The sequence below is a fragment of the Streptomyces ziwulingensis genome, from assembly GCF_039542605.1.
Lineage (GTDB): Bacteria > Actinomycetota > Actinomycetes > Streptomycetales > Streptomycetaceae > Streptomyces > Streptomyces ziwulingensis.
Genome location: NZ_BAABIG010000057.1, coordinates 104686 through 119868 on the forward strand (window position 1 = coordinate 104686; position 15183 = coordinate 119868).

Annotated in this window: 12 protein-coding genes; 6 read left to right on the forward strand and 6 right to left on the reverse strand. The window is 72.8% G+C overall.

The window, feature by feature from the left end; genetic code table 11:
- Positions 1–133 precede the first annotated feature (133 nt).
- Entirely contained in the window at positions 134–3265 is a 3132-nt protein-coding gene (gene ileS / locus ABEB00_RS26480) for an isoleucine--tRNA ligase (RefSeq protein WP_345622817.1), read from the reverse strand.
- A 393-nt stretch (positions 3266–3658) separates the two neighbouring features.
- On the opposite strand from ileS, the gene ABEB00_RS26485 reads away from it, so the two are divergent.
- The 5 genes from ABEB00_RS26485 to ABEB00_RS26505 all read left to right on the forward strand — a co-directional run bounded on the left by ABEB00_RS26485 (position 3659) and on the right by ABEB00_RS26505 (position 8427).
- Complete coding sequence (locus ABEB00_RS26485) at positions 3659–4393, forward strand: TraR/DksA family transcriptional regulator (protein ID WP_345622818.1); 735 nt, start codon at positions 3659–3661, stop codon at positions 4391–4393.
- Positions 4394–4499: 106 nt separating this feature from the next.
- Positions 4500–5150 (forward strand): signal peptidase II, encoded by a 651-nt coding sequence (gene lspA / locus ABEB00_RS26490; RefSeq protein WP_345622820.1) that lies wholly within the window; start codon positions 4500–4502, stop codon positions 5148–5150.
- Between the two features lie 124 nt (positions 5151–5274).
- Positions 5275–6219 (forward strand): RluA family pseudouridine synthase, encoded by a 945-nt coding sequence (locus ABEB00_RS26495; RefSeq protein ID WP_345622821.1) that lies wholly within the window; start codon positions 5275–5277, stop codon positions 6217–6219.
- Entirely contained in the window at positions 6216–6686 is a 471-nt protein-coding gene (locus tag ABEB00_RS26500) for a GNAT family N-acetyltransferase (RefSeq protein ID WP_345622823.1), read from the forward strand. Before ABEB00_RS26495 ends, ABEB00_RS26500 begins: the two co-directional genes overlap by 4 nt.
- Positions 6687–6840: 154 nt before the next feature.
- A complete protein-coding gene (locus tag ABEB00_RS26505) occupies positions 6841–8427 on the forward strand; it encodes a Na+/H+ antiporter (protein WP_345622825.1) in 1587 nt (528 codons plus the stop codon).
- Positions 8428–8466: 39 nt separating this feature from the next.
- On the opposite strand, the gene ABEB00_RS26510 is transcribed toward ABEB00_RS26505, so the two are convergent.
- Positions 8467–9588 (reverse strand): mechanosensitive ion channel family protein, encoded by a 1122-nt coding sequence (locus ABEB00_RS26510; protein WP_345622827.1) that lies wholly within the window; start codon positions 9586–9588, stop codon positions 8467–8469.
- A 52-nt stretch (positions 9589–9640) separates the two neighbouring features.
- Here ABEB00_RS26510 and ABEB00_RS26515 point away from each other — a divergent pair, with 52 nt between their 5' ends.
- Complete coding sequence (locus ABEB00_RS26515; protein WP_345622875.1) at positions 9641–10297, forward strand: dienelactone hydrolase family protein; 657 nt, start codon at positions 9641–9643, stop codon at positions 10295–10297.
- Here the strand turns inward: ABEB00_RS26515 and ABEB00_RS26520 are convergent.
- From ABEB00_RS26520 to ABEB00_RS26535, 4 genes are all read right to left on the reverse strand, one after another.
- Positions 10282–11952 (reverse strand): alkaline phosphatase D family protein, encoded by a 1671-nt coding sequence (locus ABEB00_RS26520; protein ID WP_345622828.1) that lies wholly within the window; start codon positions 11950–11952, stop codon positions 10282–10284. The genes ABEB00_RS26515 and ABEB00_RS26520 overlap by 16 nt on opposite strands.
- Positions 11953–12090: 138 nt before the next feature.
- A complete protein-coding gene (locus ABEB00_RS26525) occupies positions 12091–12903 on the reverse strand; it encodes a DsbA family protein (protein ID WP_345622829.1) in 813 nt (270 codons plus the stop codon).
- Between the two features lie 70 nt (positions 12904–12973).
- Entirely contained in the window at positions 12974–13684 is a 711-nt protein-coding gene (locus tag ABEB00_RS26530; RefSeq protein ID WP_345622830.1) for a hypothetical protein, read from the reverse strand.
- Positions 13685–13777: 93 nt separating this feature from the next.
- Positions 13778–15103 carry a DUF2252 domain-containing protein gene (locus tag ABEB00_RS26535; protein WP_345622831.1) on the reverse strand — a complete coding sequence of 442 codons (1326 nt, stop codon included), beginning with the start codon at positions 15101–15103 and terminating at the stop codon, positions 13778–13780.
- Between the last annotated feature and the right edge of the window lie 80 nt (positions 15104–15183).

Genomic DNA, 15183 nt, shown 5'->3' on the forward strand with positions numbered 1-15183 from the left:
CGTTCAGGGCGGGCCCCGGGTTTCTGACCCGGGGCCCGCCCTTGTGCCCGGGGCACCGCGGCGCCGGGCGCGGCCACGCGAAAGGCCCGGCCCCCCCAGGAGGGAGCCGGGCCTTGTGGGTGCCGCGTGCCGGTTACGCCTTGCGGAGGCGGAACACCAGGGACAGACCCGCGTCCGTGAACGCCTCCCCGTAGCCGTCCGCCGCCTCGCCCTGGGCGAAGTCCGTGGCGAGGACCTCGTCGGCGATCAGGCCGGCGTGGTCGCTCAGGGCGGCGATGGTCGCCGGGTCGGTGGCCGTCCAGCGCAGGGCGATCCGGTCGGCGACGTCGAGGCCGCTGTTCTTGCGGGCCTCCTGGATCAGGCGGATCGCGTCCCGGGCCAGGCCCGCGCGGCGCAGCTCCTCGGTGATCTCCAGGTCCAGCGCGACCGTGGCGCCCGAGTCGGAGGCGACCGACCAGCCCTCGCGCGGCGTCTCCGTGATGATCACCTCGTCCGGCGCCAGCGTGATCGTCTCGCCGTCCACCTCGACCGAGGCCGTGCCCTCGCGCAGGGCCAGCGAGAGCGCCGCCGCGTCCGCGTGCGCGACGGCCTTGGCGACGTCCTGGACGCGCTTGCCGAACCGCTTGCCGAGCGCTCGGAAGTTGGCCTTCGCGGTGGTGTCGACCAGGCTGCCGCCGACCTCGCTGAGCGAGGCCAGGGACTCGACGTTCAGCTCCTCGGTGATCTGCGCGTGCAGCTCGGGGGAGAGGGCGTCGAAGCCGGCCGCCGCGACCAGCGCGCGCCGGAGCGGCTGGCGGGTCTTGACGCCGGACTCGGCGCGGGTGGCGCGGCCCAGCTCCACCAGGCGGCGGACCAGCGCCATGTGCCGGGACAGCTCCGGGTCGATGGCCGGCCGGTCGGTCTCCGGCCAGGAGGCCAGGTGCACGGACTCGGGGGCGCCCGGGGTGACCGGCACGATCATGTCCTGCCAGACCCGCTCGGTGAGGAACGGGGTCAGCGGGGCCATCAGCCGGGTGACCGTGTCCACGACCTCGTGCAGGGTGCGCAGGGCCGCCTTGTCGCCCTGCCAGAAGCGGCGCCGGGAGCGGCGTACGTACCAGTTCGACAGGTCGTCGACGAACGCGGAGAGGAGCTTGCCGGCGCGCTGGGTGTCGTAGCCCTCCAGGGCCTGGGTCACCTGGTCGGTGAGGGCGTGCAGTTCGGAGAGGAGCCAGCGGTCCAGGAGCGGGCGGTCGCCCGGCGCCGGGTCGGCCTCGCTCGGCGTCCAGCCGGAGGTGCGGGCGTACAGCGCCTGGAAGGCGACCGTGTTCCAGTACGTCAGGAGGGTCTTGCGGACGACCTCCTGGATGGTGCCGTGGCCGACCCGGCGGGCCGCCCACGGGGAGCCGCCGGCCGCCATGAACCAGCGGACCGCGTCGGCGCCGTGCTGGTCCATCAGCGGGATCGGCTGGAGGATGTTGCCCAGGTGCTTGGACATCTTGCGGCCGTCCTCGGCGAGGATGTGGCCCAGGCAGACCACGTTCTCGTAGGACGACTTGTCGAAGACCAGCGTGCCGATCGCCATCAGCGTGTAGAACCAGCCGCGGGTCTGGTCGATGGCCTCGCTGATGAACTGCGCCGGGTAGCGGGACTCGAACAGTTCCTTGTTCTTGTACGGGTAGCCCCACTGCGCGAACGGCATGGAACCCGAGTCGTACCAGGCGTCGATGACCTCGGGCACCCGGGTGGCCGTCCCGGCGCACTCGGGGCACGCGAAGGTGACGTCGTCGATGAACGGGCGGTGCGGGTCCAGGCCGCTCTGGTCGGTGCCGGTCAGCTCGGTCAGCTCGGCGCGCGAGCCGACGCAGGTGAGGTGGTCGTCCGCGCAGCGCCAGATGGGCAGCGGGGTGCCCCAGTAGCGGTTGCGGGAGAGCGCCCAGTCGATGTTGTTGTTCAGCCAGTCGCCGTACCGGCCGTTCTTGACGGAGTCCGGGAACCAGTTGGTCTTCTCGTTCTCCTCCAGCAGGCGGTCCTTGACCGCCGTGGTGCGGATGTACCAGGACGGCTGCGCGTAGTACAGGAGCGCGGTGTGGCAGCGCCAGCAGTGCGGGTAGCTGTGCTCGTACGGGATGTGCTTGAAGAGCAGGCCCCGGGCGTCCAGGTCCTCGGTGAGCTTCTCGTCGGCCTTCTTGAAGAAGACGCCGCCGACCAGGGGGACGTCCTCCTCGAAGGTGCCGTCGGGGCGGACCGGGTTGACCACGGGCAGGCCGTAGCCGCGGCAGACCTTGAGGTCGTCCTCACCGAAGGCGGGGGACTGGTGGACCAGACCCGTGCCGTCCTCGGTGGTGACGTACTCGGCGTTGACCACGTAGTGCGCCGGGGCGGGGAACTCGACCAGCTCGAACGGGCGCTGGTACGTCCAGCGCTCCATCTCGGCGCCGGTGAAGGACTCGCCGGTGGTCTCCCAGCCCTCGCCGAGGGCCTTGCCGACCAGCGGCTCGGCGACGACGACCCGCTCCGCGCCGTCGGTGGCGACGACGTAGGTGACGTCGGGGTGGGTGGCGACCGCCGTGTTGGAGACCAGCGTCCACGGGGTGGTCGTCCACACCAGGAGCGCGGCCCGGCCGGCCAGCGGGCCGGAGGTGAGGGGGAAGCGGACGTAGACGGACGGGTCGACGACCGTCTCGTAGCCCTGGGCCAGTTCGTGGTCGGAGAGGCCGGTGCCGCAGCGCGGGCACCAGGGGGCGACCCGGTGGTCCTGGACCAGCAGGCCCTTCTTGAAGATCTCCTTCAGCGACCACCAGACGGACTCGATGTACTCGGGCTCCATGGTCACGTACGCCTCGTCGAGGTCGACCCAGTAGCCCATGCGGGTCGTCAGCTCGGAGAAGGCGTCGGTGTGGCGCAGGACGGACTCGCGGCACTTCTCGTTGAACTCGGCGATGCCGTACGCCTCGATGTCCTTCTTGCCGGTGAAGCCCAGCTCCTTCTCCACCGCCAGCTCCACGGGCAGGCCGTGGCAGTCCCAGCCGGCCTTGCGGGCCACGTGGTAGCCGCGCATGGTGCGGAAGCGGGGGAAGACGTCCTTGAAGACGCGCGCCTCGATGTGGTGGGCGCCCGGCATGCCGTTGGCGGTGGGCGGGCCTTCGTAGAACACCCATTCGGGGCGGCCTGCGGACTGCTCCAGGCTCTTGGTGAAGATCTTCTGCTCGCGCCAGAAGTCGAGCACCGCGTGCTCGAGCGCGGGCAGATCGACCTGGGCGGGTACCTGGCGGTACTGCGTCATCGGTGGTCCTCCGGCGGACGTGCTGCTTTCCGTCGAAGGGACGAGAGCCGTAAGGCTACGTACGCCGCCGTGCGGCGCGCTCCCGCGGTACCACCCTCCTTGGCCCGCCGGCGGGGCGTGCGCGGTGCGCACTGCCGGTGAGCCCCCTCATTGGGGTCGCGATGCCGGGTCTACTCGCCGCGCCGGGGCGGTGCGGCTTTCTTCCGGCGGCTCCGGGGTGATCTTCGCGTCGGGCTCGCCCCCGGGCTCACACCGTCCCCGGGTCGCTCTGGGCCGCTCGCGTCGCTACTCGTCCCCATCCACGCTTCTCGCTCCGCCCAGTGTACGGCGCGCCGCGGACAGCGGCCCACCGGATTTCCGGTGGGGTGGGGGCCGGGCCGGGGATGTGGTGTCATGGCGGCACATAGTTCGGTATGTGTGTTCGTATTCTGGGACGTCCGGCCCGGCGGATTATCGGGCGGGGAGCTGGGCACAACGGATGCAGGCCGGCCGGGCGCCGGGCGCGAGGTGAGCGGATCGGGCGGTGCGCCCCGTTGCCGCGGGCCGCAAGTCGATTTATCGTCCCAGCACGACACGCGTGCAAGATCACGCTCGGTGAGAGCCAAGAAGGCGGGCGCGGTCGAGGCCGCGGAGCAGACAGGAGCCACGACGGTGGTTGCGAAGAAGACCCCTGGCACGGCCACGGCGGCCAAGACGGCCGTCCCCAAGGCGCGGGGCGGCGCGGGGGACGCCGCCGATCTCGCGGTACGCCCCGGGGAGGACCCGTGGACCCCCGAGGAGGTCGAGCGGGCACGCGGCGAACTCAGTTCCGAGCAGGCCCGGCTGCACGCCGAGATCACCGCCTCCGAGCGGGCGCTCCAGGGCCTGATGCGGGACTCCGGGGACGGCGCCGGCCAGGACGAGGCCGACACCGGCACCAAGAACGTCACGCGGGAGCACGAACTGGCGCTCGCCGCCAACGCGCGCGAGATGCTCACCCAGACCGAGCACGCCCTGGAACTGCTCGACGCGGGCACCTACGGCCTGTGCGAGAACTGCGGCAAGCCGGTCGGCAAGGCCCGGATGCAGGCGTTCCCGCGGGCCACCCTGTGCGTGGAGTGCAAGCAGCAGCAGGAGCGCCGCTCCTGACCGTCACCGCACGTCGCGGCGGGCGACCCTGGTCCACAGGCACGCGTACGGCGCGGGCCGTGCCGTACCCTCGTCCTCACTCAGGTACCTAGGTCGAGGGACTCACGTGGCAGAGGCGGAGCGCATCATCGGTACGCCAAAGACCCCGGACGCGGCGCCGGGCGAGCGTGCCGGGGACGGACAGGCACAGACCCCGGCCGGCGTCCCGGCCCCGGGCCCGGCGGACTCCGGGACGGCGGACGCGGACGGAGAGGCGGCCCGGGCCCCCCGGGGCAGGCGCCGGATCGCCGTGCTGTTCGCGGTCGCCGTCTGCGCGTACGCGCTCGACCTGGTGAGCAAGACGCTCGTGGTGGCGAGGCTGGAGCACCACGAGCCGGTCGAGATCGTCGGGGACTGGCTGCGCCTGGAGGCGATCCGCAACGCGGGCGCCGCCTTCGGCCTCGGCGAGGCGTTCACGGTGATCTTCACCGCGATCGCGGCCACCGTGATCGTCGTGATCGCCCGGCTGGCCCGCAAGCTGTACAGCCTGCCCTGGGCGATCGCCCTCGGCCTGCTGCTCGGCGGCGCGCTCGGCAACCTCACCGACCGGATCTTCCGCTCGCCCGGCGTCTTCGAGGGCGCGGTCGTGGACTTCATCGCGCCCAAGCACTTCGCCGTCTTCAACCTCGCCGACTCGGCGATCGTGTGCGGCGGCATCCTGATCGTGCTGCTCTCCTTCCGCGGCCTGGACCCGGACGGCACCGTCCACAAGGACTGAGCCACCGGGGCGAGGGGAGGCCGGGCGGGAGCCGCCGGTGAGGGCCGCGGTGAGGGCCGCGGTGACGGTCGCGGTGAAGGCCGCCGGTAAGGGAGTGCCGGACCCGTCCGGCATACTCGACGGGGTGAGCACGCTTCCCGAGATCCGCACCCTGCCCGTGCCCGACGGCCTGGAGGGCGAGCGCGTCGACGCCGCCATCTCCCGCATGTTCGGCTTCTCCCGTACCAAGGCCGCCGAGCTGGCCGCCGCGGGGAAGGTCGCGGTCGACGGATCGGTGGTCGGCAAGTCGGAGCGCGTCCACGGCGGCGCCTGGCTGGAGGTCGAGATGCCGCAGGCGCCGCCCCCCGTGCAGGTGATCGCCGAGCCCGTCGAGGGCATGGAGATCGTCCACGACGACGAGGACGTGGTCGTGATCGTCAAGCCGGTCGGGGTGGCCGCCCACCCGTCGCCCGGCTGGAGCGGACCGACCGTCATCGGCGGCCTCGCCGCCGCCGGCTACCGGATCTCGACCTCCGGCGCCGCCGAGCGCCAGGGCATCGTGCACCGCCTGGACGTCGGCACCTCCGGCCTGATGGCGGTCGCCAAGTCCGAGCGCGCGTACACCTCGCTCAAGCGCCAGTTCAAGGAGCGCACGGTCGACAAGCGCTACCACGCCCTGGTGCAGGGCCACCCCGACCCGACCAGCGGCACCATCGACGCGCCCATCGGCCGCCACCCCCAGCACGACTACAAGTGGGCCGTCACGGCCGAGGGCAAGCCCTCGGTGACCCACTACGACCTGATCGAGGCGTTCCGCGCGGCCTCCCTGCTGGACGTGAAGCTGGAGACCGGCCGCACCCACCAGATCCGGGTCCACATGGCCGCCCACCGCCACCCGTGCGTCGGCGACCTGACCTACGGCGCCGACCCGACCCTCGCCAAGCGCCTCGGCCTCACCCGCCAGTGGCTGCACGCCGTGCGGCTCGGCTTCGAGCACCCCGGCACCGGCGACTGGGTCGAGTACGCCAGCGACTACCCCGACGATCTCCAGCAGGCCCTGGACCGGGTCCGCGAGGAGACGTACGCGTGAGCGCGCCCGCCCACGACATCCGCGTGGCCGCGGACCTTGCCGACCGCGAGGCGTGCTTCGCGGTGCGCAAGGAGGTCTTCGTCGCCGAACAGGGCGTGGACGAGGAGATCGAGTACGACGCCCACGACGCGGTGGCCGTGCACGTCCTGGCGGTCCGCGCGGACGGCCTGCCGCTGGGCACCGGGCGCCTGCTGACCGGTGCCGCGGCGGCGGAGAAGAACGGCGGCGACCCGTCGGTGGGGTCGCTGGGCCGGCTCGCCGTCACCCGGGCCGCCCGCGGCCTCGGCGTCGGGGCCGCGCTGGTGCGCGCGATCGAGGCGGCGGCCCGCGCGCACGGGCTGACGGCGGTGGACCTGCACGCGCAGACCCACGCGCTCGGTTTCTACCGGCGGCTGGGGTACGAGGCGTACGGGCCGGAGTTCCCCGACGCGGGCATCCCGCACCGGGCGATGCGCCGCGCGCTGTGACCGGCTCCACCCGTTCCGGTCGGGGGCCGGTGGTGTGACCGGCCCCACCCGTTCCGGTCGGGGGCCGGTGGTGTGGAACGCGCTGGTGGGGCAGGTGGCATGGCAGGCTTGACGCCTTCCGTGTGATCGCCGACACCCCGCCGGAGCGCTGACCGTGGATCAGTTGGCCCTGTTGTTCGCCCTGCTGCTCGGGGCCCTGGTGAGCGTCCCCGTCGGGGACCGGCTCGGGCTGCCCGCGCCGGTGCTGATGACGGTGCTCGGCATCGTGCTCGCGCTGCTCGACTTCGTGCCCAACGTCGACATCCCGCCGGACCTGATCCTGCCCGCCCTGCTGCCACCGCTGCTCTACGCGGCGGTGCGGCGCACCTCCTGGCGGCAGTTCGCGGCCAACAGACGCCCGATCTTCCTGCTGGCGGTGGCGCTGGTCTTCGTCACCATGACCTGCGTGGCCACCGTGGCCCACGCGATCGTGCCGGGCCTGTCCGTCGCCGCCGCCTGTGCGCTCGGCGCGCTGGTCGCGCCGCCCGACCCGGTCGCCGCCACCGCCGTCGCCGGACAGCTCGGGCTGCCCCGCCGGCTGGTCTCCATCCTGGAGGGCGAGGGGCTCTTCAACGACGTGACGGCCATCGTGCTCTACCACGTGGCCATCGCCGCGGCCGTCGGCGGCACCTTCTCGCCCTGGGACGCCGGGCTCGACCTGGTGCTCTCCGCGGTCGTCGCCGTCGCCGTGGGCCTGGCGCTCGGCTGGGGCGCCAACCGGCTCCTCGACCTGCTGGGGGACCCCACCCTCCAGATCGGGCTGACGCTGCTGGTGCCGTACGCCGCCTACGTCGCCGCCGAGGAACTGCACGGCTCCGGGGTGCTCGCCGTGCTCACCACCGCGATGTTCCTCGCCGAGTACGCCTCCGACGCCGACGACGTGCTGACCCGGCTCGCCGGACACACCGTCTGGGACGTCGTCGACACTCTCGTGACCGGCGTCGCCTTCGGCCTCATCGGCCTGGAGCTGCACAACGCCGTGCGGACCGCGTCGGGCCACTGGGGCGAGCTGCTCGGCTGGTCCGGTGCGGTGGTGGGCGTGGTGATCCTGGTGCGGCTGCTGTGGCTGCTCCCGGCGGCCTGGCTGACCAGGCGACTGCACGCCAGGCGGGACCACGACGAGGACATCCCGATGAGCCGCCGGGAGACCGTCGTCATGTGGTGGGCGGGGATGCGGGGCGTCGCCTCGGTGGCGCTGGCGCTGGCGATCCCGCTGGAGACGGAGGACGGGACGGCCTTCCCGCACCGCGAGGAGATCATCTTCATCGCCTTCGGTGTGATCATGGTCACCCTTCTCCTGCAGGGGCTGACGCTGCCCTGGCTGGTGAACCGGCTCGGGGTGCGGGCGGACACCGAGCGGGAGAAGGAGTTCGAACGCGACCTCGCCCGGCGTGCGGCGAAGGCGGCCCGGCAGCGGCTGCGGGAGATCGAGCGGACCGAGGAGCTGCCGGAGGAGCTGACCGAGCAGATGCTGCGCCGGGCCGTCGACATCGGGGTGCGGATCAGCCCGGACATCGGGGACGAGGAGCGGCGCGAGGCGCACGAGCAGCGGGCCCGGCGGATCAAGCGGGTGCGGCGCATCCAGGGCGAGATGCTGAGCGCGGCCCGGCACGAGGTGCTGGCGGCGCGCAGCGAACCCGGCTCCGATCCGGAGATCGTGGACCGGGTCCTGCGCCACCTGGACGTCCGCAGCCTGCGCTGAAGCCGGCGCCGAAGCCGGCGCTCAGGTCCCCGCCGACGGTCAGTGCCCTCGCGCGGGCTGCCCCGGCAGGCGCCGCTTGCGGCCGTCCGGCGGGGCGGAGCGGAACAGGGCGTCGCGGCCCGGCGGCAGGACCGCGTCCGCGGTGTTGACCTTGGGCAGGGCGTAGGGGTGCTCGTCGGCCAGCCAGCGGATCATCTGCTCGCGCACCGCGACCCGCACCGTCCAGATGTCGTCCGCGTCCTTCGCCGTCACCAGCGCCCGCACCTGCATGGTGTTGGGGGTGGAGTCGGTCACCGACAGGTTGTAGTCGCGGCCGTCCCAGGCCGGGCAGGCCCGCAGGATGTCGCGGAGCCGTTCGCGCATCGCCTCCACCGGCGCCGTGTGGTCGAGGTGGAAGTAGACGATGCCGGTCATCTGCGGGGTGCCGCGCGACCAGTTCTCGAACGGCTTGGAGGTGAAGTACGACACCGGCATGGTGATGCGGCGCTCGTCCCAGGTGCGCACGGTCAGGAAGGTCAGCGTGATCTCCTCGACGGTGCCCCACTCGCCGTCCACGACCACGGTGTCGCCCATCCGCACCATGTCGCCGAAGGCGATCTGGAACCCGGCGAACATGTTGCTCAGCGTGGACTGCGCGGCGATGCCCGCCACGATGCCGAGCACCCCCGCCGAGGCCAGCAGCGAGGTGCCGGCCGCCCGCATCGCCGGGAACGTCAGCAGCATCGACGCCACGGCCACCGTGCCGACCACGGCGGTGACCACCCGCATGATCAGCGACACCTGGGTGCGCACCCGGCGCACCCGGGCCGGGTCGCGCCGGGTGCGGGCGTGGGCGTAGCGGGAGTACGTCGTCTCGACGATCGCCCCCGCGATCCTTATCAGCAGCCAGGCCAGCGAACCGATCAGTACCAGGGTCAGGGTTTGGGCGATGCCGGCCCGGTAGGACGGGAACAGCCGGCCCTCGACGTAGGACCCTCTGAGCAGGGCGGCGCACAGGGCGAGCTGGTACGGGATGCGGGCGCGGCGCAGCAGACCCCACAGGGGGGTCTCGTGGTGCCGTTCGTCGGCCTTGCGCAGCAGCAGGTCGGTGGCCCAGCCGATGACCAGGGTCAGGACGACCGAGCCGCCGACCACGAGCAGCGGGCGGAGTATGTTCTCCATGCCCTCGAACGTAACCGGCACCGGCGGGTCGTGAACCTGTGACTTGCCGGACGTGCCCTGGGCGCGGGCCCGCGTTGTCGTACCCTGCTGGCACGATGGACCCATGAACATCGTGCTCTTTCACTCGATCTACGGTCTGCGCCCCGCGGTACGGCAGGCCGCCGACCGGCTGCGTGCGGCGGGCCACCAGGTGTGGACGCCGGACCTCTTCGAAGGGAAGACGTTCGACACGGTGGAGGAGGGCCAGGCCCACCACGAGCGGATCGGCCGGGAGGAACTGCTGAAGCGGGCGGTGCTGGCCGCCGCGCCCTACTCCGAACGGGGCCTGGTCTACGCCGGGTTCTCCCTGGGCGCCGCGACCGCCCAGACCCTCGCCCTCGGCGACCACCGGGCCCTCGGGCTGCTGCTCCTGCACGGCACCTCGGACATCGCGGCCAGCGCCTCGGTGGACGACCTGCCCGTGCAACTGCACGTCGCCGAGCCGGACCCGTTCGAGACGGACGACTGGCTCAGCGCCTGGTACCTCCAGATGGGCCGGGCCGGAGCCGACGTGGAGGTGTTCCGGTACGCCGGGGCCGGCCACCTCTACACCGACCCCGGCCTGCCCGACTACGACGAGGAGGCCGCCGGGGCCACCTGGCGGACGGCGCTCGGCTTCCTCGACTCGCTCGGCCGGCCCGGCCCCGGGGGCGCTCAGACCGGGTCGTAGCTCCGCTCGACCCGCTGGGTGCCGCTCCGGGTGCGGTACGAACGGACCCAGGCGGAGGTCGCGTCCGGGTCGGTGCGGTCGGAGACGGCGTAGAAGTCCATCTGCGCCCGCTCGGCGGTGACGTCCAGCACGCCGTAGCCGTGCCGGTCGGTGTCGACCCAGTGGACGTGCCGGTTGGCGGCCCGGATCACCGGCGCGGCGACCGCGGCCACCGTGCCCTCGGGGACCTTCACCAGGTCGTCGAGGTTGTCGGAGGTCACCGAGGTGACGACGAACTCGGTGGCGGCGGAGGCGGAGAGCGGATACGTCCCCGCGTTCACCGGCACGTCGTTGGCCCAGGCCATGTGGATGTCCCCGGTCAGGAAGACGGTGTTGCGGATGGACCGGGTCCGCAGATGGGCGAGGAGTTCGCGGCGGTCGTCGGTGTAGCCGTCCCACTGGTCGGGGTTGAGGGCGAGGCCCTGCGCGGGCAGCCCGAGCAGTTCGGCCAGCGGTGCGAACAGCTCGGCGGAGAGCGCGCCGACGGCGAACGGCGCGATCATCACCGAGTTGCCGACCAGCCGCCAGGTGGTGTCGGAGGCCGCGAGGCCGGCCTTCAGCCAGTCGAGCTGGGCCCGGCCGGTGAGGGTGCGCTCCGGGTCGTCGACGTCGCCGTCACCGACCGCCACCTGCTGGGAGCGGTAGGAGCGCAGGTCGAGCAGGGAGAGATCGGCGAGCCTGCCGAAGCGCAGCCGGCGGTAGGTGGTGCCGGCGAGCGCCGGGCGGACCGGCATCCACTCGAAGTACGCCTGCTTGGCGGCGGCCTGACGCGCCGCCCAGCTCCCTTCGGCGCCCTCGGTGTGGTTCTCCGCGCCGCCGGACCAGGTGTCGTTGGCGATCTCGTGGTCGTCCCAGATCGCCACCACCGGCGCCGTCGCGTGCAGAGCCTGGAGATCGGGGTCGGTCTTGTGCAGGGCGTGCCGGACGCGGTAGTCGGCGAGGGTGAGGATCTCGTGGGCGGGCGCGGTGGGGCGGACCACGGTGTCGCGGGTGCCGTACTCGCCGGTGCCGTACTCGTAGAGGTAGTCGCCCAGATGCAGCCAGGCGTCCAGGTCGCCGCGGGCGGCGAGGTGGCGGTAGGCGGAGAAGTGGCCGGCCTCCCAGTTGGCGCAGGAGACCACGCCGAAGCGCAGGCCGGTGACCGGGGCGTCGGCGGCCGGGGCGGTGCGGGTGCGGCCGACGGGGGAGTCGGATGTGCCGGCGGAGAAACGGAAGAAGTAGTCGGTGGCGGGCGCCAGGCCCCGCACGTCGGCCTTGACGGTGTGGTCGGAGGCGGCGCGGGCGGTGACGGTGCCCTCGGCGACGATCCGCGTGAACGCCCGGTCGGCGGCGACGGTCCAGCCCACGGCGGTGTCGGGGCCGGCGCCGGAGCCCGGCACCGAGGCGGGGGTGGGGGTCACCCGCGTCCACAGCAGGACGCCGTCGGGCAGCGGGTCGCCGGAGGCGACCCCGTGCGCGAAGACGGGCGCGGCGTCGGCGGCCCCGGCCGGCCGGGCGACGGCGAGCGGGGCGCCGAGCACGGCGGCCCCGGCCGCCGCCTTGACGACCGTACGGCGGCTCGGGGCGGGCACGGCGGCGGCCCGGAAGGTCTCGGACGATCTCTGTCGACTGGTCACGGCCGATCAGGCTACTGACCGGTACGAGCAAGAGCGGGCGAACCGGCAGAAGTTCGCCCGCTCTTCAGTGTCCGGTCGGCCTGCGGTGTCCGGTCGGCCGCGTGCGGGCGGCGCCGGGGCCGCCCGCCGGACAGGGGCTCAGGCCTTGAGCGCCTTGTCGATGGCGGTGGTGAACTCCGCCACGGTCATCGGGGCGTTCTGGCCGTCGGAACCGGTCAGGCTCTCGCCGCCCATCTTGAGGGTCGGCGTGCCCGACACGCCGCTCTTGTCGAACTTGGCCGACATCTCCAGCGCCCACTTGTCGTAGGTGCCGTTCTTCACGGCCGCCTGGAACTCCTTGTTGCCCTTCAGCGCGTCGACCGTGTCGGCCACCTCGATCAGGTAGGAGTCGTCCTTGAACTTGTCGTCCGACTCCTCGGGGTGCCACTTGGCGGAGTAGAGCGCTGCCTTGTAGTCGAGGAACGCCTGCGGGTCGACGTTCAGCGCGGCGCCCAGAGCGCTCAGGGCGTTCTTGGAGCCCTCGCCGCTGAGACTGTTGTCGAGGAAGGTCGCCCCGATGTACTGGATCTTGTACTTGCCGTCCTTGACGTCCTTGGCGATGGTCTCGCCCACCGTCTGCTCGAACGAGGCGCAGATCGGGCAGCGCGAGTCCTCGTACAGCTCCAGGGTCTTCTTGGCACTGGTCTCGCCGATGACGACGGTCGTGCCGTCGGTGCCGCTGGTGTTGGCCGGCTTGACGAGCTTGTCGTCCTTCACGGACTCCCAGTGGCTGGGCTTGTTGCCCTGTACCACCGCGTAGCCGATGCCGCCGGCTATCGCCAGCACGCCGACTATGGAGGCGGCGACGATGACCTGGCGCTTGACCTTGTCGCGCTTGGCCTGGCGTTCGCGCTCCTGGCGCAGCCGCTCGCGGGCCGCCGTCTTCGCCGCCTGGTTGTTCCGCTTGCTCATGGTGTCGTTTCTCCGTGGGATGGCGCACGCGGGTGCGCGGGGGACTCGTGGGGGACTGCGGGTGCTCGGGTCACACGTGGGCGACCGGGCACGGCGGTCCGCGCCGTCCCAGGGAGTGCGCGAGGAACCGGTCGCGCGCGCCGGAGCTGAGGTGTGCCGGGCGCGGGGGCCGGCCGGCCGGTCCCGAGGGGGCGGGGCGTACGGCGACGGACGCGACGGCCAGCAGCAGCGGGCGGAACGTGGTCGCGGTCACCGCCCGCAGCGACTGGGCCAGGGCCCGCTCGCCGCGCCGCAGCCAGGCGGCGGCGGCCAGCCCCACGCAGACGTGGGCGCCGAGCAGCAGCCAGGAGGTGCCGGCGCCGGCGTGCGCGAGGAGCCCGGCGAACCGGTCGGTGTCGGCGCCGGTCACCCGGGCCAGCGGGGCGGAGACGTCGGCGTGCAGCCCGAAGCCGTCGCCGCACAGCACGTCGAGGCCGACCGAGCGCAGCGGGCCGGTCACCGGACCGCCCGCCCGGCCGTAGCAGACGTGCTGGCCGGTGGTGAAGACCGTGTCGGCGGCCAGCTCCAGCGGCACCAGCAGGGCGGCTATCCGCCCGAAGGTGCGCTCCCGGCCCGCGAGGGCGTAGGCGGCCAGGAAGACTCCGGCGGCCACCGCGCCCACCAGCGGCAGCGGCAGCGGGACCCCGGACAGCAGGACGTGCGACGCGGCGCCGAGCGTCACGACGAGTGCCGTGAACAGCGCCGCGCGTACGGCTCTGAAGGGGGTTCCGGATATGTCCATAGCGAGAGGAGAGTGTGTCACGGGCTCCGGTAAAAGAACCCTAAAGGGCGGCTGTGGATGCGGGCGGGGCCGCGGGGCCCGGGGAGAGCCGGGTCACAGTCCGGGGATCCGGCCGTTGCGGAACAGGTCCACGAAGATCTGGTGGTCGGCGCGGGCGCGGGCCCCGTAGGTGTGCGCGAAGTCGATCAGGAGGGGCGCGAAGCCCTCCTCGTCGGCCGCGATCGCCGCGTCGATGGCCCGCTCGGTGGAGAAGGGCACCAGGGACTCGCCGGACTGGTCGTCGGCCGCCGCGTGCGCGGTGGCCGTGGCCCGGCCGAGGTCCGCGACGACCTCGGCGATCTCCTCCGGGTCGTCCAGTTCGCTCCAGTCCAGGTCGACGGCGTACGGCGAGACCTCGGCGACGAGCTGCCCCGCGCCGTCCAGCTCGGTCCAGCCCAGCCACGGGTCGGCGTGCGCCTGAAGGGCCCGCTGGGAGATCACCGTGCGGTGGCCCTCGTGCTGGAAGTACGCCCGAATCGCGGGGTCGGTGACGTGCCGGGAGACGGCCGGGGTCTGCGCCTGCTTGAGGTAGATCACCACGTCGTTCTCCAGGGCGTCGCTGTTGCCCTCCAGGAGGATGTTGTACGACGGCAGCCCGGCCGAGCCGATGCCGATGCCGCGGCGGCCGACGACGTCCTTGACCCGGTAGGAGTCGGGGCGGGCCAGGGAGGACTCCGGGAGGGTCTCCAGATAGCCGTCGAAGGCGGCCAGCACCTTGTAGCGGGTGGCGGCGTCCAGTTCGACGGAGCCGCCGTCCGGCGCGAACCGGCGCTCGAAGTCACGGATCTCCGTCATCGAGTCCAGCAGCCCGAACCGGGTCAGCGAGCGGGCCACGCGCAGCGCGCCCAGCAGCGGTCCCTGGGCGGTGTCCAGCGAGAACGGCGGCACCTCGTCCCGCTTGGCACCGCCGGCCAGCGCCCGGATCCGCTCGCGGTAGGCGTCCGCGTAGGTCCGGACGAGCGCGGTGATCTGGTCGTCGCCGAGCGCCTTCGCGTAGCCGATCAGCGCGATGGAGGCGGCGAAGCGCTGCACGTCCCAGGTGAAGGGGCCGACGTACGCCTCGTCGAAGTCGTTGACGTTGAAGATCAGACGCCCGGTGGAGTCCATGTACGTGCCGAAGTTCTCCGCGTGCAGATCGCCGTGGATCCACACCCGCGAGGTGCGCTCGTCCAGGTACGGGCCGCCCGCCGGGGAGGCGTCCAGGTCGTGGTAGAAGAGGCTCGCGGTGCCCCGGTAGAAGGCGAAGGCCGAGGCCGCCATCTTGCGGAACTTCACCCGGAACGCGGCCGGGTCGGCGGCCAGGAGCTGGCCGAAGGCGGTGTCGAAGACGGCGAGGATCTCCTCGCCGCGGGGCTCGTCGCCAAGCTGCGGGACCGACATCGCTGGGTGCCTCCTGGTACGGGTGGTGCGTGACCTGTGGGGGAGATCCGTGGCGGATCCTCCACCGCGGTCAACGTTCG

Coding starts and splice junctions, on each gene's coding strand:
- ileS (WP_345622817.1), bottom strand. CDS start 3,265: ATGACGCAGTACCGCCAGGTACCCGCCCAGGTCGATCTGCCCGCGCTC.
- ABEB00_RS26510 (WP_345622827.1), bottom strand. CDS start 9,588: ATGGAGAACATACTCCGCCCGCTGCTCGTGGTCGGCGGCTCGGTCGTC.
- ABEB00_RS26525 (WP_345622829.1), bottom strand. CDS start 12,903: ATGAGCAAGCGGAACAACCAGGCGGCGAAGACGGCGGCCCGCGAGCGG.
- ABEB00_RS26535 (WP_345622831.1), bottom strand. CDS start 15,103: ATGTCGGTCCCGCAGCTTGGCGACGAGCCCCGCGGCGAGGAGATCCTC.
- ABEB00_RS26530 (WP_345622830.1), bottom strand. CDS start 13,684: ATGGACATATCCGGAACCCCCTTCAGAGCCGTACGCGCGGCGCTGTTC.
- ABEB00_RS26485 (WP_345622818.1), top strand. CDS start 3,659: ATGGCGGCACATAGTTCGGTATGTGTGTTCGTATTCTGGGACGTCCGG.